The 19,858-nt window shown below is 66.7% G+C and carries 21 protein-coding genes; 11 read left to right on the top strand and 10 right to left on the bottom strand.

The window, feature by feature from the left end; all coding sequences use genetic code 11:
* Position 1: 1 nt before the first annotated feature.
* Genes F3S47_RS10540 through F3S47_RS19400 form a run of 3 tightly spaced genes read right to left on the bottom strand, consistent with a single transcriptional unit; the run spans position 2 to position 2,489 of the window.
* Positions 2 to 1,717, bottom strand: coding sequence for a histidine kinase dimerization/phosphoacceptor domain -containing protein (locus F3S47_RS10540; protein ID WP_150445229.1), 1,716 nt, complete (start codon positions 1,715 to 1,717; stop codon positions 2 to 4).
* A 2-nt stretch (positions 1,718 to 1,719) separates the two neighbouring features.
* Positions 1,720 to 2,301 (bottom strand): RNA polymerase sigma factor, encoded by a 582-nt coding sequence (locus F3S47_RS10545; protein WP_150445230.1) that lies wholly within the window; start codon positions 2,299 to 2,301, stop codon positions 1,720 to 1,722.
* Between the two features lie 11 nt (positions 2,302 to 2,312).
* A complete protein-coding gene (locus F3S47_RS19400) occupies positions 2,313 to 2,489 on the bottom strand; it encodes a NepR family anti-sigma factor (protein ID WP_191090156.1) in 177 nt (58 codons plus the stop codon).
* Between the two features lie 128 nt (positions 2,490 to 2,617).
* On the opposite strand from F3S47_RS19400, the gene F3S47_RS10550 reads away from it, so the two are divergent.
* The 3 genes from F3S47_RS10550 (at position 2,618) to F3S47_RS10560 (ending at position 4,272) form a co-directional block, all read left to right on the top strand.
* On the top strand, positions 2,618 to 3,430 hold the full coding sequence (locus F3S47_RS10550) for a response regulator (RefSeq protein WP_150445231.1): 813 nt from the start codon (positions 2,618 to 2,620) through the stop codon (positions 3,428 to 3,430).
* Positions 3,431 to 3,526: 96 nt separating this feature from the next.
* Positions 3,527 to 3,901 carry a DUF883 family protein gene (locus F3S47_RS10555; protein WP_150445232.1) on the top strand — a complete coding sequence of 125 codons (375 nt, stop codon included), beginning with the start codon at positions 3,527 to 3,529 and terminating at the stop codon, positions 3,899 to 3,901.
* On the top strand, positions 3,898 to 4,272 hold the full coding sequence (locus F3S47_RS10560; RefSeq protein WP_150445233.1) for a hypothetical protein: 375 nt from the start codon (positions 3,898 to 3,900) through the stop codon (positions 4,270 to 4,272). Before F3S47_RS10555 ends, F3S47_RS10560 begins: the two co-directional genes overlap by 4 nt.
* 12 nt (positions 4,273 to 4,284) lie before the next feature.
* On the opposite strand, the gene F3S47_RS10565 is transcribed toward F3S47_RS10560, so the two are convergent.
* The gene (locus F3S47_RS10565) at positions 4,285 to 4,665 is read right to left on the bottom strand and encodes a hypothetical protein (protein ID WP_150445234.1); all 381 of its coding nucleotides are present in this window, start codon (positions 4,663 to 4,665) and stop codon (positions 4,285 to 4,287) included.
* A gap of 76 nt (positions 4,666 to 4,741) precedes the next feature.
* Here F3S47_RS10565 and F3S47_RS10570 point away from each other — a divergent pair, with 76 nt between their 5' ends.
* Positions 4,742 to 5,473, top strand: a complete 732-nt coding sequence (locus tag F3S47_RS10570) for a Crp/Fnr family transcriptional regulator (protein ID WP_150445235.1) — start codon at positions 4,742 to 4,744, stop codon at positions 5,471 to 5,473.
* Here the strand turns inward: F3S47_RS10570 and F3S47_RS10575 are convergent.
* Positions 5,444 to 6,367: a YihY/virulence factor BrkB family protein gene (locus F3S47_RS10575; RefSeq protein ID WP_150445236.1), complete on the bottom strand. Its 924-nt coding sequence runs from the start codon at positions 6,365 to 6,367 to the stop codon at positions 5,444 to 5,446. The two genes, F3S47_RS10570 and F3S47_RS10575, sit on opposite strands and share 30 nt — an antisense overlap.
* A gap of 110 nt (positions 6,368 to 6,477) precedes the next feature.
* Here F3S47_RS10575 and F3S47_RS10580 point away from each other — a divergent pair, with 110 nt between their 5' ends.
* Positions 6,478 to 7,146: a ferredoxin reductase domain-containing protein gene (locus F3S47_RS10580; protein WP_150445237.1), complete on the top strand. Its 669-nt coding sequence runs from the start codon at positions 6,478 to 6,480 to the stop codon at positions 7,144 to 7,146.
* Between the two features lie 119 nt (positions 7,147 to 7,265).
* The gene (locus tag F3S47_RS10585; RefSeq protein WP_150445238.1) at positions 7,266 to 7,637 is read left to right on the top strand and encodes a DUF4260 family protein; all 372 of its coding nucleotides are present in this window, start codon (positions 7,266 to 7,268) and stop codon (positions 7,635 to 7,637) included.
* A gap of 93 nt (positions 7,638 to 7,730) precedes the next feature.
* On the opposite strand, the gene F3S47_RS10590 is transcribed toward F3S47_RS10585, so the two are convergent.
* The 5 genes from F3S47_RS10590 to otsB all read right to left on the bottom strand — a co-directional run bounded on the left by F3S47_RS10590 (position 7,731) and on the right by otsB (position 12,330).
* Positions 7,731 to 7,997: a DUF7218 family protein gene (locus F3S47_RS10590; RefSeq protein ID WP_150445239.1), complete on the bottom strand. Its 267-nt coding sequence runs from the start codon at positions 7,995 to 7,997 to the stop codon at positions 7,731 to 7,733.
* 212 nt (positions 7,998 to 8,209) lie between these two features.
* On the bottom strand, positions 8,210 to 9,124 hold the full coding sequence (locus F3S47_RS10595) for a formate/nitrite transporter family protein (protein ID WP_150445240.1): 915 nt from the start codon (positions 9,122 to 9,124) through the stop codon (positions 8,210 to 8,212).
* 75 nt (positions 9,125 to 9,199) lie between these two features.
* Positions 9,200 to 10,042, bottom strand: a complete 843-nt coding sequence (locus F3S47_RS10600; RefSeq protein WP_223877791.1) for a formate/nitrite transporter family protein — start codon at positions 10,040 to 10,042, stop codon at positions 9,200 to 9,202.
* Between the two features lie 104 nt (positions 10,043 to 10,146).
* Complete coding sequence (locus tag F3S47_RS10605; protein WP_150445241.1) at positions 10,147 to 11,520, bottom strand: alpha,alpha-trehalose-phosphate synthase (UDP-forming); 1,374 nt, start codon at positions 11,518 to 11,520, stop codon at positions 10,147 to 10,149.
* Positions 11,521 to 11,523: 3 nt separating this feature from the next.
* Complete coding sequence (otsB, locus tag F3S47_RS10610) at positions 11,524 to 12,330, bottom strand: trehalose-phosphatase (RefSeq protein WP_223877792.1); 807 nt, start codon at positions 12,328 to 12,330, stop codon at positions 11,524 to 11,526.
* A 372-nt stretch (positions 12,331 to 12,702) separates the two neighbouring features.
* Between otsB and F3S47_RS10615 the strand changes: the two genes are divergently transcribed.
* From F3S47_RS10615 to F3S47_RS10635, 5 genes are all read left to right on the top strand, one after another.
* On the top strand, positions 12,703 to 13,326 hold the full coding sequence (locus tag F3S47_RS10615) for a nucleoside/nucleotide kinase family protein (protein ID WP_150445242.1): 624 nt from the start codon (positions 12,703 to 12,705) through the stop codon (positions 13,324 to 13,326).
* 67 nt (positions 13,327 to 13,393) lie between these two features.
* Positions 13,394 to 14,650 carry a glucose-1-phosphate adenylyltransferase gene (glgC, locus tag F3S47_RS10620; RefSeq protein ID WP_150445243.1) on the top strand — a complete coding sequence of 419 codons (1,257 nt, stop codon included), beginning with the start codon at positions 13,394 to 13,396 and terminating at the stop codon, positions 14,648 to 14,650.
* Positions 14,632 to 16,038 (top strand): glycogen synthase GlgA, encoded by a 1,407-nt coding sequence (gene glgA, locus F3S47_RS10625; protein ID WP_150445244.1) that lies wholly within the window; start codon positions 14,632 to 14,634, stop codon positions 16,036 to 16,038. Before glgC ends, glgA begins: the two co-directional genes overlap by 19 nt.
* Before the next feature lie 4 nt (positions 16,039 to 16,042).
* Positions 16,043 to 18,130: a glycogen debranching protein GlgX gene (gene glgX, locus F3S47_RS10630; protein ID WP_150445245.1), complete on the top strand. Its 2,088-nt coding sequence runs from the start codon at positions 16,043 to 16,045 to the stop codon at positions 18,128 to 18,130.
* Positions 18,131 to 18,144: 14 nt separating this feature from the next.
* The gene (locus F3S47_RS10635; protein ID WP_150445246.1) at positions 18,145 to 19,776 is read left to right on the top strand and encodes an alpha-D-glucose phosphate-specific phosphoglucomutase; all 1,632 of its coding nucleotides are present in this window, start codon (positions 18,145 to 18,147) and stop codon (positions 19,774 to 19,776) included.
* The last annotated feature ends 82 nt before the right edge of the window (positions 19,777 to 19,858 follow it).

A 19,858-nucleotide genomic window follows, 5' to 3' on the forward strand; every position in this document is an offset into this window, starting at 1 on the left:
GTCAGTAATCCATAGCGTCCGGAACGGCGCTGATCGCGCGGAAGCGCACGGCAAGACGCTCGCGCCCTTCGCCGAGGTCGGTCCGTTCGAGCGATCCGCCGAGCTGGTCGGCGAAGGCTGCCATGAGGCTCTCTCCGACAGCCGCGTCACTGAGGTCGATCCCCGCCTTGCGCGGTCCGACCTCGATCGCGAGCGTTACCATCTGGTCGTTCCCCTCGGTCAGGGTAAGCCGGACTGCCGCGAAGCTGCCGTCTTCGCTCATCCCCTGGGACAGGCCCTCGGCCACGAAGAGCGACAGCGGGACCGCCTGCTGCGGCACCAGCCGCACCGGGTCGATCCGCAGCGCCACCTCGGCATGGCCCGGCGTCAGGCCACGCTGCGCCAGGATGTCCTTGATGAGGCGTTCGGCCTCGACCGCCGTCATGTCCTTGGAGAGGTAGAGATTGCGGTGGATCGCGGCGAGGCTCAGGATCCGGTCCTGAAGCGAACGCAGCACGCCCCGGGCCTCCTCGCTCTCGGCCTTCCGGCGCTTCATCGAGGTGATCGAGGACAGCAGCTGAAGGTTGTTCTTCACCCGGTGGTGGATCTCCTTCAGCAGGATGTTCTTCTCGCGGACCGCATTCTCGAGCTGCGCCTCGTCCCGCAGCACGTTCTCGGCCATCGCCATGAACTCGGCGTCCATCTCGCGGAACTCGGAGGGCGTGCCGAAGCGGGGCGGCGTCTCGACCAGCCGGCGCGAGCGGCCGAAATTGCGCATCTTGCTGCGCAGCTTGTGGATGTGGTCGAGGACCAGCCGGTGCATCGCCAGAAGGGCGACGATCAGGCTCATCGCCCACATCAGCACGGGGAAGAGGATGGCCGACAGCCCGGCCGGCAGCCCGCTCCAGCGATAGATCTCGGGCTCCCAGATGCCCAGTGCGAAGACCTGGCCCGGCACGATCGGCGTCACCGCGTAGGTGCGCAGGTCGCCGGTGCGGCTGCGCGTGGTGAAGGCCCGTGCGCCATCGCTGGCCATGTCCACCATCTCGCCCGGGGGCAGCTCGGACTCGGTCAGTTCCGTCTCGCCGACAAGCTGGCTCAACAGATCGCCGGCCGAATTGAACGTCAGGAGCTGGAGCGGGCGCGTGCCCGCATCCTGCAGCACGTCCTCGTTGCCGGTCCGCGCCAGCTGGCGGTGCGGGATCGAGACGGTGACAGACCCGGTGTAACTGCCCTCGATGAAGACGGGTTCGGTGACGACCACGACCCATTCCTGAGAGATGACCCCGCGCCGGGTCGCCGTCACCTGGCGGCGAGGGTTGTCCTGAAGCATCTCGTAGGTTTCGGACCCGCGAAGATCGACGGGCTCGCCGACCGTCGAACATGTCACGTTGCCGTCGACCGGCAGGAAGCCGATCACGGAGAAGCGCTCTTCCAGCCGTATGACGTCGGCGAGGGCCTCGCTGCAGACATCGGGATCGTCGAGCAGCGGCGGCAGGGTGCCACTCAGCGCGAAGCTGACGCCGCGCGCGGAGGCGATGAGCTCGGACTGCCGCGATGCGGCGCGTTCGGTCAGCGCGAGAAGGGCGAGTTCGGAGCGGCGGAGCGCCTCGCGTTCGTACTCGCGGGTCTGCACGACCGCAATGAGCCCCAACGGGAGGAGAGCGAGCGACAGGAGAGCGATGACCCGGAAGGTCAGGCCCCAGCCGCGTCCCTCTTCTTGGCGCTCATCCGGCACACTCACAGATTGCCTGTACCATTCGACGCAAGGACCGCAAGGGTCGCGCCGTCGGTCATCTCCATCTTCTCGTCGTCCGACATATGGAGCAACTCGGCCAGACGCGTGCGTCCGCGGTTGGCCCGGCTCTTGATCGTGCCGATGGCGACGCCGCACATGCTGGCGGCCTCTTCATAGGAAAATCCTTGCGCGCCGACGAGCGTCAGCGCCTCGCGCTGCTCCTCGGGAAGCTTCGCGAAGGCCCGGAAGAAATCCGTCATCTGCAGTTTGCCGTCATGCTCCGGCTTCTCGGCGAGCCCGTTGGTGAAGGCGCCGTCGACGTCGGCGACCTCGCGCTTCGCCTTGCGCCGGCCGGAGTAGAAGGTGTTGCGGAGGATCGTGAAGAGCCAGGCCCTAAGGTTCGTCCCGGGCTCGAACTTGTCGAAGTTGCTCCAGGCCTTCACGACCGTGTCCTGAACCAGATCGTCCGCAGCGGCGCCGTTGCGCGTCAGCGACAACGCAAAGGCCCGCAGCGCCGGAAGATGGTCCACGAGCTCGTCCTTCGGATCCTTGTGTCCGGTTTTTGCCTGCCCTGTCTTTGCCATTCTGCCGAACCTTAACTGTTATCCGCATCTGACGAGGCTGGTGCCTTATCTTCGTCTTCAGCGTCCTGTTTGCGCAGTTTGTCCAGCAATCCCATCAGCTTGTCGGGCAAGGGATCGTTCTGGATTTCCTCGAAGGCTCGCCGAAGATGTTCATCGATATCGGCCTTGGGGTCCTGTCCCTTGGTCATTTAACCTCGCCCTGAAAACTTTCGGTCCACGAGATCGGCGCGGCGCGGCTTTCGCTCGTCCGATCCGTGGAACCTAAGTCGTGTCTCCGGGTTTAGTTCCCGAAAAATCTGACAAGGGACACTTTTTCATGTCGTCGACTTCCGAGGCCAACAGCCTTGCCAATGTTATCGGAAATGAACTGCCGTACCTTCGGCGCTATGCCCGTGCCCTCACCGGAAGTCAGGGGTCGGGCGATGCCTACGCCGCGGCAACCCTCGAAGCCATTCTGGAAGACAGGTCCTTGTTTTCCGAGAAAGTTTCGGCCCGCGTGGCGCTCTTCCGCGTCTTCCACGGCATCTGGACCAGCTCCGGAAGCCCGGTCGCCGAGGGCGAGACCGGCCTTGCCCAGGCGGCACAGACGCACCTCGCGAAACTGACCGCGAACACCCGCGAGGCGCTCCTGCTGAACACGATCGAGGAACTCTCTGTTTCCGACATCGCGTTCGTCATGGACATTGGCGAGAGCGAAGTGCGTCACCTGGTTGACGTTGCGCAACGCGAGATGGCCGACAGCGTCTCCGGCCGCGTCATGATCATCGAGGACGAGGCGATCATCGCCATGGACCTTCAGGCCATCGTCGCCGACATGGGTCACGCCATCACCGGCGTCGCCCGGACGCGCGACGCGGCGGTCGAACTGGCCCGCACGGAGAAGCCCGACCTGATCCTCGCCGACATCCAGCTGGCGGACAATTCCAGCGGCATCGATGCGGTGAACGACATCCTCGCCGATCTTGGCGAGTTGCCGGTCATCTTCATCACGGCCTTCCCCGAGCGGCTGCTGACGGGCGAACGCCCCGAGCCCGCCTTCCTGATCTCCAAGCCCTACCGCGAGGACCAGGTCCGCTCGGCAGTCAGCCAGGCGATGTTCTTCTCCTCCACGGAGCCGCTGCACACCTGATGTCCCGGCCCGGCCGGCGTTCCGGCCGGGCCGTTGCTCCGTCCCCGTGGTCCTGCAACACTGGTTCGGAGTTCAGACCATCCTACGTCACATGACATGATTTCGAAGGAGGCCGATATGGCGAGCGCTTCACAGACCACCCAAGCCAGCACCGCGGCGAGCAAGGCCGAGAAAGAGGCATCCCTCAAGGACATCTCCGTCCAGATCGAGGCCCTCAAAGCCGACCTCGCCAACCTGACCGAGGCGATGGGCGACTACGGCAAGTCCCGCTACCGCAGCACCCGCAAGGATGTCGAGCGCCGCGCGAAGGACGCCCGCCGCAGCGCCGAGGACGGCATGGAGCATCTTCAGAACGAAGCCGAGTATTATAGCCGCCAGGCTCAGGACATGGTCCGCGAGCAGCCGGGCACCGCGCTCGGCATCGCCGCCGCCATCGGCTTCCTCATCGGCCTGTTCGCCTCGCGCAAATGATCTTCCTGGAAATGATCCAGGCGCGGATCGCCCTGGCGGTCCGAAGGGCCGTTTGGGGCGGCGTCGGGGCCTTCATGATCCTGATCGGCCTGGGCTTCCTGGGCGCCGCCGGCTTCATCGCGCTCGCCGCGGCGACCGATGCCCTGACCGCCGCGCTGATCATCGGCGGCGGCTTCTTCGGGATCGGTCTGCTGATCCTCGGGATCGCCTCGCTGCGGCGTCACCGGATCCCCGCCCGTGGCACGACCAAGGCCGCGGCGACCGCCGCGCCTCCCGGCAGCATGAGCAGCGCGATGCTCCCCGCCGCGGTGCAGGCGTTCATCGTGGGTCTGTCCGCCGGGATCGCCTCGGGCCGGGGCCGCCGCCGCTAGTTCGGAGCTGACTCAGATCCGTGCGGGCCTCTCGGCCCGCTCGGACGACAGGCAGGCGTCGACGTGATCGATCACGTCGGAGGCGTCGAAGGGCGAGTGCATCTTCCAGACGCCGACCGGCAGGTCCTCGTCGGAGCGCCTGCCATCGAGGATGAGATAGACCGTGCGCATCGCCCGCGCCCGCGCCGCGTCGAAGAGGTCCCGCAGTTCTTCGGTGGCGCGGCCCAGCCCCCAGATCACCAGGTCGGCCCCGCCCTCCGGCAGGCGCGCATGAGTATCGTGCACGAGCACGATATCGGCCGTGGGGCAATGCTCCATGATCTCGTCGCGCAGGTCCATCGCCACGACGCGAGTCGGCTCCGCGATCAGGATCCGGAGCGGAGGTAGGTCCATCGTCATCTGCACATTATGGAACTACTCGTGCGCAATCGGCATTAAACTTTGACATAGGGTAGAGAGTTTTTGACGGATGCCGACGGACTGTAAGAATTGCCCGCTCCGCAGGAAGGACATCTTCCTCGACATGAGCGAAGATGAAGTGGCTTTCACGCGCAAGTTCAAGACAGGCGAGCTTCGCATCGGCGCGGGAGCTCAGATCCTGCTGGAGGGGTCGAATTCGCCCCAGCTCTTTACCGCGCTGAGCGGCCAGGGGCTGCGTTACAAGACACTGCCCAACGGTCGCCGGCAGGTTCTCAACTTCGTCTTTCCCGGCGCGTTTCTCGGCCTTCAGGCAGGCGTCATGAAGGAGATGCAGCACTCCGTCGAGGCCACGACGGAGATGGTCCTCTGTGTCTTCGAACGCCGCGACTTCTACCAGATCTTCCGCAATCATCCCGAGAGGGCCTTCGATCTCACCTGGCTCGCCGCCAGCGAAGAGCATTTCCTCGGCGAGGCCCTGGCGAGCGTCGGCCAGCTCCCCGCAGTCGAACGCATGGCCTGGGCGATCCTCAGCCTCTACGAACACGCCGACGCGCTCGGCCTGCTGAAGAACGGCGCGGTCCCGATGCCCTATCGCCAGCAGGACCTGGCGGATGCGCTCGGCCTGTCGCTGGTGCACACGAACAAGACTCTCGCGCGCCTCCGCGACCGGCAGCTGGCAAGCTGGACGGAGGGCTGGCTGAAGGTGCACGACATCGACGCCCTGCGTCAGATCACCGGCATGGACGCCGAGTCAGCCCGCGCTCCGCGCCCCCTCCTCTGACACGTGCTCGGGCTCTGGCGGTACCGGCTCGCCGGACGATCGCGCCTCCATGCGCCGCCGCTCCGCCTTGCGTTCGGCCCGCAGCCTGAACTGCTTGTTCATGACTGCCCCCATCAACACGAGATACGCCGAGATGTAGAACCACATCATCAGCGCGATCACCGCGCCGATGGAGCCGTAGATGCGGTTGTAGTTGCCGAAGTTCGACAGGTAGATCGAGAAGCCCACCGAGGCGGCGAGCCAGAGGATCACCGCGGTCCATGCGCCGGGGGTGAACCAGGGCGGCCGCTCGCCCTTCGCGTTCGGCCCGAAACGGTAGAGGATGCCCAGCCCCGCGAGCAGCACCGTCAGCGCCGTCGCCCAGCGCACGGCCTCCGCCGCGACGGTCGCGTAGGGGCCGAGCGGCAGGAAGGCCAGCAGGATGGGCGAGATGACGACGGCCACGAGCGCCGTCAGCGCCACGCCGATTAGGCTGGCGGTCAGCAGGAGCGCGACGAAGACGTGCCGCACGCCGCCCCGCGAGGGGCGCCCGTGGATCTCGTTCAGGCCCTGCATGATCGCCGCGACCCCCAGCCGCGCCGACCACAGGGCGACGCCCAGCGACAGCACCGAGGCCCACCCCAGCGTATCGCTCTGGGTGGCGAGCAGGCTGTAGACCTGTCGCGCGAAGATCGCGTAGGCGTCCTGCGGCATGATCTCCCGCATCAGCTCGAGCTGGTCGGTGACGACGCTCGGGTCGGCGATCAGCCCGAAGAGCGCGACGATCGCCGCCATGGCCGGGAAGATCGCCACGACACCGAAAAAGGCGCAGCCTGCCGAAATCAGTCCCAGATTGGTCCGTTCGATCTCGGCGCCTACATCCTGAATGATCCGCCATAGCCGGCGCAGCGTCATGTCAGTCGGTTCCCGTGGTCCACGCGCGGCATGAGACGACGTGATGCGGCGGGCTGCAACCCCGGAACTCGGTGACCGAACAGGCGGTTGTCGGGACAAAAGGAGACACCATGAGCACGACGCTGACCCTCAAGGAGATCGAGCAGCAGACCCACAACGTCTACCGGCTCGTCTTCGACAAGCCCGAGGGCTGGGACATCAAGCCCGGCCAGGCCATCGAGATGAAGCTCGACATGGACGGCTGGCGTGACGAGGGGCGGCCTTTCACGCCGACCTCCCTGCCCGACTGGGACCATCTCGAATTCACCATCAAGAGTTACCCCGACCACGACGGCGTCACCGCGCGGATCCCCAAGCTGACCTCCGGCGACAAGGTCATGATTTCCGAGCCCTGGGGCGCCATCACCGACCACGGACCGGGCATCTTCATCGGCGCTGGCGCGGGCGTGACCCCCTTCATCGCCATCCTGCGCGACCGGGTGCGGCGCGAGGGCAGCCTCGACGGCTCCACTCTGATCCTGTCGAACGACACGGCCGATGACATCATCCTGCACGACGAGCTGGTCGGGATGCCCGGGCTGTCGACGATCTTCACCATCACCGACGAAAAGACCGAAGCCTACCCGAACCGCCGGATCGACGAGGAATTCCTCGACGAGGTCCTGCATGGCTGGCGCGAGGAATTCTACGTCTGCGGCCCTCGCCCCTTCGAGGACGACATCAAGTCGATCCTCTACAAGAAGGGCGTGCCGGACGAGAAAATCCACTGCGACCACTGAGCCGGTCGACGGCTATTCGACAAGGGCCGCGGCGCATCTCGCGCCGCGGCCTTTTCTTGTTGGCGGGTCCGTCGCGCGGCTGTAATCGCCGTGGAGACCCCTCGCGACAGGAGCGCATCATGGACCGTGCTCTCGGCTGGCAACGCGCCGAAGGACTGCTCGTCTTCCTGGGCGGGCTGCTGATCTTCTGGCAGACCGGATCGGGCCTCGCGTGGTGGGCGGCCGTCCTGCTCTTCTTCGCCCCCGACCTCAGCTTCGCCGGATATCTCGGCGGGCCGAAGGTGGGCGCGGCGCTCTACAATTCCGTGCACATCTACGGCTTCGGCGCCGGCCTCCTCGGACTCGGCGTGCTCGCGGGGATGCCGGTCGTCGCCGCGCTCGGCGCGCTCTGGCTGGCGCATTCGGGGTTCGACAGGATGCTGGGGTACGGGTTGAAGCTGCCCGAGGGCTTCACGGCCACGCACCTGGGCCGGATCGGCCCCGACGCCTGAAGGCCGGAAACGCGAACGCGGCCCGGCGGGCCGCGTGTCCGATCGTTTCTCTTTTCTTTTCAGGTGCTTGACTGTCTGTCCAAATTTGGACGGTCAGTGCGAGCGCAGCGCCTTGATGAGCTCGTCCTTGTCCATGTCGGACCGGCCCTCGATGCCGATTTCCTGGGCGCGCTCATAGAGATCCTCGACCGACCAGTCCTCGTAGGGAGGGTTCTGTCCGCCCTTCTTCGACGGGTTCTGGCTGTCGTTCGCCTGCGCGTTCGCGATCCGGGCGGCCTTCTCCTTGGACTCGCCCTGCTTGCGAAGCTCCTGGTACGTATCTTCGTCCTTGATGGACGGCGCTCCGTTTTTCTCGGCCATCTCGCGCCTCGTCTGCCTGTATCTTCTGGGGGTTAGACCGCCACCGACCGCGGCATTGAGGGACGAGGGGACAGGGAACGTGCCGCGGTCGGTGTGGTCTTCTGTCAGAGGCCTGACCGCCTCTGTCACTGCCCCAACCGTTGCCCATGACTTCAGTTCCGGCGGGTTCGAACTTTTTTTCAGCTTTTTTCGGATGAGCGATTTGCAGGGGCTCAGCGCCCCTGCCCCGGCACGAAATCGTCGCGCACCTGGCCCCAGGCCATCAGCGCGAAGATGACCGTTCCGCCGACCACGTTGCCCGCCAGCATCGGCAGGAAGGACGTGGTGATCCCGGTCCAGATCGGCAGCAGTCCCTTCGCCACGAGGTAGGAGATTTCCACCGAGCCCACGATGACGTGGGTGAAGTCCCCGGCCGCGATCAGCCAGGTGAACATGGTGATGATCAACACCTCGCCGCCCTCGGCCTGCGGCATCATCCAGACAATGGCGGCGACGAGCAGCCCGGCCGGGATGCCCCTCAAGAAAGTCTCCCAGGCTCCGAAGGACGTGGCGTGCAGCGACAGCTCCTCGATCGCGGGCTGCACCTCCGGCGGCAGGGACCCGACATAGGCCATCCAGCCCCCCGCGATGGCCGCGCCGACGACGTTGGCCCCCAGGACCACGCCCCAGAGACGCGACACCTGCCACAGCATGTCCAGACAGGGATCGCGGAGCGCGGGCAGGACGGCGGTGATCGTGTTCTCGGTAAAGAGCTGCATCCGGCCGAGGATCACCAGCAGGAAGCCGAAGGAGTACCCCAGGTTCTCCACGAGGAAGGTCCATTCGGCATCGGGCAGGTAGGTCCGGAACACCGACTCCGCCACGAGGCTGAAGCCGATCAGGACGCCCGCCGAAAGCCCTGCCACGAAGAGCGACCGGTTGGTCCGCGACAGTTCTTCCTCGCCGTCGCGGCGGATGACCTCGTAGACCAGCTTCGACGTGAGCTTCGTCGCGCTCTCGACGTGCTGTTCCTCGGTCTGTTCCTTGTGACGGTCGGCCCTCTCCTGGTGGTCGCGCTCTTCCGCGCTTCGGGGCTCCTGCCGTCTCTTGTGTCCCGAAAAGGGAGGATGCTCGGCTTCATTCGCCATGTGTGGGGGCCCTGACCATTATCAATTGACATCGTACAACAGGCCGGGGCCCCGGGTTGTTCCGCCGCTGGGGCCTTACCTTTCCTCGGAGCGGAATTCGTCCGCGACCTGGCCCCAGGCCATTGCCGCGAAGATCAGCGTACCTCCGACGACATTGCCCGCGAGGACGGGCAGGAAGAACTCGAAGATGCCCTGCCCCGGCCCGAGCTCCCCCAACACCATGAGGAAGGCCATCTCGACAGAACCGGCGACGACGTGGGTGAAGTCTCCCGCCGCGATGAGCCAGGTGAAGAAGGCGATGATCGCGACTTCGCCGCCGTCGGCCTGCGCGAGCATCCAGACGATGGCCGCGACGAGGATGCCCGCGGGTATGCCCCGGATGAAGCTCGTCCAGGCTCCCATGCCGGTGGCGTGTTCCGACAGCGAGTGGATGGCGGGCAGCACCTCCTCGGGCACGCCGCCGGTGTGGGCCATGAAGAAGGCCGCCACGAAGGCGCCGAGAACGTTGGCGAATAGCACGAGTCCCCAGAGCCTCAGGACGGAGCGGAAGACCGACCAGATCGGGTCGATCATCAGCGGCAGCACCGTGGTGATCGTGTTCTCGGTGAAGAGCTGCATCCGGCCGAGGATCACCAGCATGAAGCCGAAGCTGTAGCCGAAGTTCTCCACCAGGTAGGCCCAGCGCGCGTCCGGCAGGTAGGTCCTCAGAACCGCCTCGCCCAGAACCGAGAAGCTGATGAGCACGCCCGCCGCGGCCCCGGCCCAGAAGAGCGAGCGGTTGGTGCGCTCCAGCTCTTCCTCTCCCTCCTTGCGGACCACGAGGTAGACGAGACGCGAGGTCATCTTCGTCCGGTCCTCGATCGTCTGCTCGTCCATCATGTCGCGGATCTGGTCGCGCGCGCCCTTGGACAGTGCCATGCCCGTCCCTCCCTTGCCTGGTTTGCCGTCAGCTAGGCGCAGGAGCGCAGCCGCCGCAAGCGGCATGCGACCGGGTCGTGAGGGACTGTGGCGGGAGTGGCGGCTCAGGCCACCTGCATCTGCGGCTGGCTCCGCAGCGCGCGCAGGTAGCTGTCGGTCCACCAGGCGATGTCAGTCTCGCGGATCACCTGCATCATGGAAAGCCAGCGGGCATGACGCTCGTGCAGCGACATGGTGAGCGCCTGGTCGATGACCCGCGCCATGTCGGCGGTGTCATAGGGGTTGACCATGAGCGCGCCATCGAGCTGCTCGGCCGCGCCCGCGAAGTGGCTGAGGATCAGCACGCCCGGATCGGCCCCGTCCTGGGCCGCGACGTACTCCTTGGCGACGAGGTTCATCCCGTCGGCGAGCGGCGTCACGAGGCAGAGATCGGCGCGGCGGTAAAGGCCGGCCAGTGTCTCGCGCGGGAGCGGCTTGCGCAGGTAGCGGATCGGCGTCCAGTCGATCTCGGCATGCTCGCCGTTGACGCTGCCCGCCATGCTCTCGAGCTCGGCGCGGATATCGCGGTAGGCCTCCACGTCCTCGCGGGAGGGCGGCGCGATCTGGAGCATGGTCGCGCGCGGACCGTCCCGGTCGCGCAGGCCGAGGTACTTGCCGAAGGCCTCGAAGCGGTTCGGCAGACCCTTGGAGTAATCGAGCCGGTCCACGCCCAGCACCAATTTCTGATCGGGAGGCAGGTCGGTGATGCGGATATCCGCCTCGTCCGCCGCCTTCTGGAAGGCGTCGACGTCGATGCCGATGGGAAAGGAGCGGACCTCAAAGAACCGCCCGTCGAGCTTCATCCGGCCGCGCAGCGTGAACTCCGCGTCGGTGTCCGAGCGCAGCCATTCGAGGCAGGCGGAGACGTCGCGCTGGGTCTGGAGGCCGATGAGGTCATAGGCCGAAATCCAGGCGCCGAGCTGCTTGCGGTCCGGCAGGGCGGCGATGTCGGAGGGGTTCGGGAACGGGATGTGCAGGAAGTACCCGATCCGGTTCCCCACCCCGCGCTTGCGAAGCTCGTTGGCCAGCGGAAGGAAGTGGTAGTCGTGGATCCAGAGGATGTCCGTGGGCTCCAGCACCTCCGCGATCATCTCCGCCACGCGCGCGTTCACGCCCATGTACTGCCGGCGGCTCTCTTCGCTCACGTCGATCAGGTCGGCGCGGTGGTGGAAGAGCGGCCAGATGACCGAGTTGGCGTGCCCGAGGTAGAAGCCCTTATGCTCGTCGTGCGTCAGGTCATAGGCCAGACGCGTATAGACCGATCCCTCGGGGCTGATCTCGCGCAGCGGGCCGGGGGTGTCGACCATGTTGCCCGACGAGCCGATCCAGACGCCGCCACGGCTTTCGAGCGCCTCGTGAAGCGCCACGACAAGGCCGCCGGCCGGCTGGGCATCGGTGGGAATACGGTTGGAAACGACAACTAAGCGCGGTTCGGCCATGGCTCAGACTCCGGCCTCCGCCTCCAGCCCCGCCCAGATCTTCAGCGCGGTCCGGGCGGCCTGTGTGTCGGGGACGCGGAAGCCCGCGGCGGTATCTCCGGGGCCGACCTTCACGGCAATGCCGTCGGCCTGGGAGCTGACCCAGTGCAACGCCGGCTCGTCGGTCACGTCGTCGCCGAAGAAGATCGGGCGGCGACCGTTGAAGGCCTCGCTCTCCATCAGCCGCTTGATCGAGGCGTCCTTGCTGATCCCCTTGGGGCGCAGCTCGTAGGCCATCTTGGAATGGTGCAGGTCGAACTCCTGGTGCGACTGCTCCAGCGCGTGCAGGAAGGCGTAGACGTCGGGCTCCTGCTCCGGCACCTGGCGGAAATGCAGCACGACGCCGGTCGGCTTGCGCTCGGCCACGAGGCCGGAGTGCGTCGCGGCAAAGGCCTCGGCCATGTCGCCAAGGCGGCTGACCACGTCGCTGCCGGCGAGGTCGTGGCGCCACATCTCGGACCCGACCCGCTCTTCCGCGCCGTGGCTGCCGATGACGTGGCCCTCGAAGCCGCCGAGAAACCGCGACACGTCCTCGACCGGCCGGCCGGTGACGATGCAGAGACGGCCATCGGTCTGTTCCGAGAGGGAGGTCAGCAGCTTGGGGAGATCGTCCGGGACGAGAACGCCGGAGGGCGTGTCGGCGATATCCACGAGGGTCCCGTCGAAATCGAGGAAAACGGCCGATGCACCGAGATCGATCTGCGGCAGTTCGACCTCGCAAGGTCCCTCGCCGTGCGGCTCTGCCATAAACCCGATCATCTCGTAATACATCTCTCTCTCCCCGCAGCTTGCGCTGCCCATATATAAGGCGAAATCGCGACGAGAGTTCCGTGATCAGCGACGACTTCCGAAGGGTAAATCCGCTTAATCTGTCCCGTCTCGGCCAAGTGCCCGCATTCCCGGCGATACGCCTAAATTGTCACCGATCGGTAACTCGTCAAAGCTCGCGGCACCCGCCCGACGGGGCCGAGGGCGTATCGATTTTCGGACTTGCTATTATTTACGCAGGGGCAGTCGCGGCTTCAAGGCCATGGCCGTCGGCAAATTGCCGCAAGCGGGGCGCACAGGCCTCGCAGCCAAGCCTCCAGTAGGGTTAATGATCGCTCGAGGCAGATCGAGCAGAGACAGCGGAACCGGCGTTCGATGATCGACGTGACCCCCCAGGTCAACATCCTGGCCGAGGCGATCCATGACGCCCGTGCGCAGCAGCCGCGGGTCATGGTGGCCATGGCCGGTGCGCCGGGCAGCGGCAAATCCACGCTCGCCAAGGAGCTCGGCAGGCGGCTGACCCTGCAGAAGGTGCGTTGCGCCGTGGTGCCGATGGACGGCTTCCACCTCGACAACCGCGTGCTCGACGAACGCGGCCTCAAGCTCCGCAAGGGCGCGCCCGAGACCTTCGACGGGCTGGGCTTTCTCAACGCCATGCGCCAGGTCTCCGAGGGGCAGGAAGTGGTGCTGCCGGTCTTTGACCGCCCGCGCGACATCGCCATCGCGGGCGCGCTTGTGGTGCCGGCCGACGCCCAGGTGGTGATCGTCGAGGGCAACTACCTGCTTTTCAACGAGCTTCCGTGGTCCCGCCTCGCGACGCTCTGGGACGTCTCCGTCCGCATCGACGTCCCCCTGCCCGACCTGCGCGCCCGCCTGATCCACCGATGGCTGAGCCACGGCTTCTCGCGCACGGCCGCCACGCAGCGCGCGGAGCGCAACGATATTCCCAACGCCATGCGCGTGATCGAGAAGGCCCTGCCCGCCGACTTTACCCTTTGATACCAAGCGCCCTACGTGGTCACTTGGAGGGCGCCGCTTCGGCCGGCGCGGCAAGGGAGGATCACCGATGGATAGCAGACGACTCACGCAGCGCTCGATGGCCTTCGTGCTGGCGGGCGGCCGCGGCTCGCGGCTCAAGGAGCTGACGGACCGGCGGGTGAAACCGGCGGTCTACTTCGGCGGGAAGGCCCGGATCATCGACTTCGCCCTGTCGAACGCGATGAACAGCGGCATCCGCAAGATGGCGCTCGCCACGCAGTACAAGGCGCACAGCCTGATCCGGCACTGCCAGCGCGGCTGGAACTTCTTCCGGGCCGAGCGCAACGAGTTCCTCGACATCATGCCCGCCTCGCAGCGCATGGGCGGCGAGGCCTGGTATCGCGGCACCGCAGACGCGGTGACCCAGAACATCGACATCATCGACGACTACGACATCGACTACATCGTCATCCTCGCGGGCGACCACATCTACAAGATGGACTACGAGCTGATGCTCCGTCAGCACGTCGAGACCAAGGCCGACGTCACCGTGGGCTGCCTGACCGTTCCCCGCGCCGAGGCCACGGCCTTCGGCGTCATGGCGACGGACGCCAAGGGGCAGATCACCGACTTCCTGGAAAAGCCCGCCGATCCGCCGGGCACGCCCGATGATCCGGAGGTCGCGCTGGCCTCCATGGGCATCTACGTCTTCAGCTACCCCTTCCTGCGGGACCTGCTGCTGCGCGACGCCGACGACACCAATTCGAGCCATGACTTCGGCCACGACCTGATCCCGGCCATCGTCAAGAACGGCAAGGCCGTGGCCCACCGCTTCGACGACAGCTGCGTGCGGGACGAGGGCGCGCCGACCTACTGGAAGGACGTGGGCACCGTAGATGCCTTCTGGCAGGCCAATATCGACCTGACGAACTTCACCCCGGACCTCGACCTCTGGGACCGCAAGTGGCCGGTCTGGACCTACTCCGAGAGCGTCCCGCCCGCGAAGTTCATCCACGACGAGCGTGACCGGAGGGGCATGGCGATCTCGTCCATGGTCTCCGGCGGCTGCATCATCTCTGGGACCGAGGTGCGCAACTCGCTGCTCTTCACCCAGGTTCACACCAACAGTTACGCGGTGCTCGATCATGCCGTCGTGCTGCCGCGCGTGGTGGTCAACCGATCGGCCCGGTTGCGGAAGGTGGTGATCGACAGCGGCGTGGAGATTCCCGAGGGCCTCGTCGTGGGCGAGGACCCGGTCGAGGACGCCAAGTTCTTCCGGGTCTCCGAGAAGGGCACCACGCTCATCACCGCGCCGATGGTCGAGAAATGGCTGGCCGCGCAGTGAGGATCCTCTCGGTCGCCTCGGAATGCGCCCCGCTCGTCAAGACGGGCGGCCTCGCCGACGTGGCGGGCGCCCTGCCCGGCGCACTGGCGGCCGAGGGCGTGGAGATGGTGACGCTCCTGCCGGGTTACCCCGCCGTCCTGTCGGCATTGGCGGGGGCCGAGGCGGTGCACGAGGAACGCGATCTGATGGGTGGCCCGGCGCGCGTGTTGCGGGGAGAGGCGGCGGGGCTGAAGCTCCTCGTCCTCGACGCGCCGCATCTCTACGACCGGGACGGCTCGATCTACCTCGGCCCCGACGGGCATGACTGGCCGGACAACCCCGAGCGCTTCGCGGCGCTCTGCTGGGTCGCGGCGGCGCTCGCCGGAGACTACGACGCGGTGCACTGCCACGACTGGCAGGCGGGGCTCGTGCCTTACTACCTGCGCGACAAGCCGACGCCGACGATCCTGACGATCCACAACATCGCCTTCCACGGCCTCGCCCCGCCCGAACGGATCGGCGCGCTGCGGCTCGTGCCCTCGGACTTCAACCCGGAGGGCTTCGAGTTCTGGGGCAAGGTCTCGGCGCTCAAGGCCGGGCTGGTCTGGGCCGACAAGCTGACGACGGTCTCCCCGACCTACGCCGAGGAACTCATGCGCCCGGAGTTCGGCATGGGGATGGAGGGGATGATGCGGGCACGCGCCGGCGATCTCTCCGGTATCCTCAACGGCATCGACGAGGGCGTCTGGTCCCCGGCGACCGACCCCCATATCGCGCCCTACAAGACGCCTCGCGGCAAGGCGCGCAACAAGGCCGCCCTGCGCGAGGAGCTCGGCTTGCCGGACAGCGGCGGCCCGCTCTGCGTCGTGATCTCGCGGCTGACCGGGCAGAAGGGGATGGACCTGCTGCTGGAATCCCTGCCAGCGCTCCTGTCCCGCGGCGGCCAGCTTGCACTGCTGGGCTCCGGCGAGCCGGCGATCCAGGAGGCCTTCCAGGATCTCTCCGCACAGCCCGGCGTGGCCGTCCGCATCGGCTACGACGAAGCGCTGTCGCACCGGCTCATCGCGGGTGGCGACGCGATCCTCGTGCCCTCGCGTTTCGAGCCCTGCGGACTGACGCAGCTCTACGGCCTGCGCTACAGGACGATCCCCGTGGTCGCGCTGACCGGCGGGCTGGCCGACACGGTGATCAACGCCTCGCCCGCGGCACTGGCGCGCCGGGTGGCGACGGGGCTGCAGTTCTACCCGGTGACGGCCACCGCCCTCGGCAACGCGCTCTCCCGGCTCTGCGACCTCTGGGAAGCGCCGGAAATCTGGGCAGACCTTCAGAAAAACGCAATGTCGCATCCGGTAGGGTGGGAAAACTCCGCAAAGGCCTATGCCTCGCTGTACTTTTCCCTAAGACATTGAGCGCATGACAGGAAACGTGGCAATCAGGCCCGGACGGGCCTATCCGCTCGGGGCGGACTACGATGGCGAGGGTGTCAACTTCGCCATTTTTTCGCAGCATGCCACCCGCATGACCCTCTGCCTTTTCGACGATGACGGGAACGAGGCGATCAACGTCGCCCTGCCCGAGCGGGACGGTCATGTCTGGCACGGCTACCTTCCCGGGCTGAAGCCTGGTCAGCTCTACGGCTACCGCGCCAGCGGACCCTATCGCCCGGACGAGGGGCACAGGTTCAACCCGCACAAGCTGCTGCTCGACCCCTATGCCCGCCGGCTGACGGGCCATCCGCGCTGGTCGGCCTCGGTCTTCGGCTACGACGTGACGGCCAAGCACTCCGATCTCACCTTCGACACACGCGACAGCGCCCAGGCAATGCCCAAGTGCGTGGTCGTGGCGAAGGACGACGGTTTCGACTGGCAGGACGACCGCCCGCCGGAAACCCCGATGTCCGAGACCATCCTCTACGAGGCGCACGTCAAGGGCCTGACGATGCAGCACCCGCGCATCGACCGGCCGGGCAGCTATGCCGCCCTCGCGTCAGACCCGATGCTGGAGCATCTGACCTGGCTCGGCATCACGGCGATCCAGATCCTTCCGATCCATGCCTTCGTCAACGACGAACACCTGATCGAGAAGGGTCTCACGAACTACTGGGGCTATCAGAGCATCGGCTTCTTCGCGCCCGAGCCACGCTACATGAGCGGCGGCCAGGAGGCGGAGATCAAGGAGATGGTCCGCCGCTTCCACGGTGCCGGGATCGAGGTGATCCTCGACGTGGTCTACAACCACACCGGCGAGGGCAACCACCTCGGGCCCACGCTCTCCTTTCGTGGGCTCGACAACCTCAGCTACTACCGGCTGGCCGAAAGCCCGCGCTACTACATCAACGACAGCGGCACCGGGAACTCGCTGAACACCGAGCATCCGATGGTGCTCCGCATGATCCTCGACAGCCTGCGCTATTGGGTCGAGACCTTCCACGTCGACGGTTTCCGCTTCGACCTGGCCGCCTCGCTGGGCCGCACCGCGCACGGCTTCGACCGCAACAGCGCCTTCTTCCAGGCGATCCGGCAGGACCCGGTCCTGTCCCGCGTCAAGCTGATGGGTGAGCCTTGGGACGTGGGCCCCGGCGGCTACCAGCTCGGCGCCTTCCCCAACCCCTGGGGAGAGCACAACGACCGCTTTCGCGACCAGGTGCGCGGCTTCTGGCGGGGCGATCCCGGCCTCGTGGCGCGGCTCGCGAACCGGGTCTCGGGCTCGGCGGTGCGGTTCGACCACGACGGCCGGCCGGCGACGGCCAGCGTCAACTTCGTCACCTGCCACGACGGTTTCACCCTGATGGATACCGTCAGCTACAACCAGAAGCACAACGAGGCCAATGGCGAGAACAACGCCGACGGCCACGACCACAACGCCAGCGACAACTGCGGCATCGAGGGGCCAACCTCGAACGAGGCCGTCACCGCTCTCCGGGCCCGCCGCCGCCGCAACATGCTGGCGACCCTCCTGCTCAGCCAGGGCACGCCCATGCTGCTCGCCGGCGACGAACTCGGCAATTCGCAGGGCGGCAACAACAACGCCTACTGCCAGGACAACGAGATCGGCTGGGTCACCTGGGAAGGCGCCGACCCGGCCTTCCTCGACTTCGTCCGGCAGATCATCCAGTTCCGCAAGAGCCACCCGATCCTGCGCCAGAAGCGCTTCCTTCACGCCCGCGAGCGGCTGATCGACGGGGTGCCCGACCTCTTCTGGCGCAAGTCGAACGGCTCCCTGATGACCGAGGAGGACTGGCAGGACCCGGAACGCCGCCACCTCATCGCAGAGATGCGGACGGCGTCCGGCACGCCGGAATACGCCGCGCTTGAATACGCGATCATGGCGGTCTTCAATGCCGGAGAGGCGCTGACGGTAGACCTGCCCTCTCCGAGGGAGGGCTGGATCTGGTACCGCGAGCTGGACACGGCGGACCCCTCGCTCGGACCTTTCGCGGTCACCAAACCGTTGGAGGTCCATGCGAATTCGGTTGTCGCGCTGATCCTGCGCAAGGCCTGACGGGGGAGAACGACATGGAAACGATCACGGTCGAGACGAGACCGATCGACGGGCAGAAACCGGGCACCAGCGGGCTGCGCAAGAAGACGCGCACCTTCATGCAGCCGCACTACCTCGAGAACTACGTTCAGTCGATCTTCGACGGCATCGGCGGGGTCGAGGGCAAGACGCTCGTCGTCGGCGGCGACGGACGCTACTTCAACGACCGCGCGATCCAGGTGATCCTGAGGATGATGGCGGCCAACGGCGCCGCCCGTGCCGTGGTCGGTCGCGAGGGCCTGCTCTCCACGCCCGCGGCCTCCAACCTGATCCGAGAGCGCGGGACCGACGGCGGGCTCATTCTCTCGGCCAGCCACAATCCCGGCGGCCACGACGAGGACTTCGGCCTGAAGTACAACGGCCCGAACGGGGGCCCCGCCTCCGAAAGCGTAACCGACAAGGTCTTCGCCCGCACGAAGGAGATCGCGCAGTACCGCATCGTCGAGAGCCAGGACATCGACCTCGCCACCGAGGGCGAGAGTGACCTCGGCGGGATGACGGTCGAGGTCACCGATCCGGTCGCCTCCTATTGCGCCCTGATGGAGCGGATCTTCGACTTCGATGCCATCAAGGGACTGTTGAAGTCCGGCTTCACCATGCGCTTCGACGCGATGCACGCGGTCACAGGCCCCTATGCGCGTGCGATCCTCGAGGACCGACTCGGGGCGGCGCCCGGAACTGTCGTCAACGCGACCCCCTCGCCCGATTTCGGCGGCGGTCATCCCGACCCCAACCCGATCTGGGCCAAGCCCCTCATGGACGAGATGATGTCGCCCGACGCGCCGGATTTCGGCGCGGCCTCCGACGGTGACGGCGACCGCAACATGATCGTCGGCAAGGGCTGCTACGTCGGCCCCTCCGACAGTCTCGCCGTGCTTGCCGCCAATGCCCAACTCGCCCCCGCCTACCGCGAGGGGCTGAAAGGTGTCGCGCGTTCCATGCCGACCTCCGGCGCGGTCGACCGGGTTGCCGCCGAGATCGGGATCGACTGCTATGAGACGCCCACCGGCTGGAAGTTCTTCGGCAATCTGCTCGACGCGGGCCGCGCCACCCTCTGCGGCGAGGAGAGTGCCGGGACCGGCTCCGACCATGTCCGCGAGAAGGACGGGCTCTGGGCGGTCCTGCTCTGGCTCAACCTGCTCGCCGAGAAGAAGCAGCCCGTCGCGCAGGTCATGGCCGATCACTGGGCCCGCTTCGGCCGCAACTACTATTCGCGCCACGACTACGAGGCGGTCGAGAGCGACCTTGCCAACGACATCATCGACGGCATCCGCGACCGGCTCGACAGTCTGCCCGGCAGCAAGGCCGCCGGGCTCGAGGTTACCGGCGCGGACGAGTTCTCCTACACCGACCCGGTCGATGGCTCGACCGCGAGGGCCCAGGGCCTCCGCATCTTCTTCGAGGGTGGCGGCCGCGCCGTCTTTCGTCTCTCTGGCACCGGGACGGAGGGCGCAACGATCCGGGTCTACCTGGAACGGCTCGAGCTCGACCCGGCCCGCACCGACCAGGACCCCCAGGAGGCGCTGGAGCCCGTCATCGCAGCGGCGGAAGAGATCTCCGGCATCCGGAGCAGGACCGGCCGCAGTGGCCCCGACGTCGTGACCTGAGCGCCACCGTCGCGCGCCTGTGAATAACCTGTCACGAGGCTGAAACATCAGGACCTTATCCGGACGGGCACCACCCGTCCGG

This window comes from Histidinibacterium aquaticum, from assembly GCF_008710275.1.
GTDB classification, from domain to species: domain Bacteria; phylum Pseudomonadota; class Alphaproteobacteria; order Rhodobacterales; family Rhodobacteraceae; genus Oceanicola; species Oceanicola aquaticus.

Excerpts from the sequence above, each read along its gene's own strand:
- F3S47_RS10545 (WP_150445230.1), bottom strand. The coding sequence starts at position 2,301 with ATGGCAAAGACAGGGCAGGCAAAAACCGGACACAAGGATCCGAAGGAC.
- F3S47_RS19400 (WP_191090156.1), bottom strand. The coding sequence starts at position 2,489 with ATGACCAAGGGACAGGACCCCAAGGCCGATATCGATGAACATCTTCGG.
- F3S47_RS10550 (WP_150445231.1), top strand. The coding sequence starts at position 2,618 with ATGTCGTCGACTTCCGAGGCCAACAGCCTTGCCAATGTTATCGGAAAT.
- F3S47_RS10555 (WP_150445232.1), top strand. The coding sequence starts at position 3,527 with ATGATTTCGAAGGAGGCCGATATGGCGAGCGCTTCACAGACCACCCAA.
- F3S47_RS10560 (WP_150445233.1), top strand. The coding sequence starts at position 3,898 with ATGATCTTCCTGGAAATGATCCAGGCGCGGATCGCCCTGGCGGTCCGA.
- F3S47_RS10565 (WP_150445234.1), bottom strand. The coding sequence starts at position 4,665 with ATGGACCTACCTCCGCTCCGGATCCTGATCGCGGAGCCGACTCGCGTC.
- F3S47_RS10570 (WP_150445235.1), top strand. The coding sequence starts at position 4,742 with ATGCCGACGGACTGTAAGAATTGCCCGCTCCGCAGGAAGGACATCTTC.
- F3S47_RS10575 (WP_150445236.1), bottom strand. The coding sequence starts at position 6,367 with ATGACGCTGCGCCGGCTATGGCGGATCATTCAGGATGTAGGCGCCGAG.
- F3S47_RS10580 (WP_150445237.1), top strand. The coding sequence starts at position 6,478 with ATGAGCACGACGCTGACCCTCAAGGAGATCGAGCAGCAGACCCACAAC.
- F3S47_RS10585 (WP_150445238.1), top strand. The coding sequence starts at position 7,266 with ATGGACCGTGCTCTCGGCTGGCAACGCGCCGAAGGACTGCTCGTCTTC.
- F3S47_RS10590 (WP_150445239.1), bottom strand. The coding sequence starts at position 7,997 with ATGGCCGAGAAAAACGGAGCGCCGTCCATCAAGGACGAAGATACGTAC.
- F3S47_RS10595 (WP_150445240.1), bottom strand. The coding sequence starts at position 9,124 with ATGGCGAATGAAGCCGAGCATCCTCCCTTTTCGGGACACAAGAGACGG.
- F3S47_RS10600 (WP_223877791.1), bottom strand. The coding sequence starts at position 10,042 with ATGGCACTGTCCAAGGGCGCGCGCGACCAGATCCGCGACATGATGGAC.
- F3S47_RS10605 (WP_150445241.1), bottom strand. The coding sequence starts at position 11,520 with ATGGCCGAACCGCGCTTAGTTGTCGTTTCCAACCGTATTCCCACCGAT.
- otsB (WP_223877792.1), bottom strand. The coding sequence starts at position 12,330 with ATGTATTACGAGATGATCGGGTTTATGGCAGAGCCGCACGGCGAGGGA.
- F3S47_RS10615 (WP_150445242.1), top strand. The coding sequence starts at position 12,703 with ATGATCGACGTGACCCCCCAGGTCAACATCCTGGCCGAGGCGATCCAT.
- glgC (WP_150445243.1), top strand. The coding sequence starts at position 13,394 with ATGGATAGCAGACGACTCACGCAGCGCTCGATGGCCTTCGTGCTGGCG.
- glgA (WP_150445244.1), top strand. The coding sequence starts at position 14,632 with ATGGCTGGCCGCGCAGTGAGGATCCTCTCGGTCGCCTCGGAATGCGCC.
- glgX (WP_150445245.1), top strand. The coding sequence starts at position 16,043 with ATGACAGGAAACGTGGCAATCAGGCCCGGACGGGCCTATCCGCTCGGG.
- F3S47_RS10635 (WP_150445246.1), top strand. The coding sequence starts at position 18,145 with ATGGAAACGATCACGGTCGAGACGAGACCGATCGACGGGCAGAAACCG.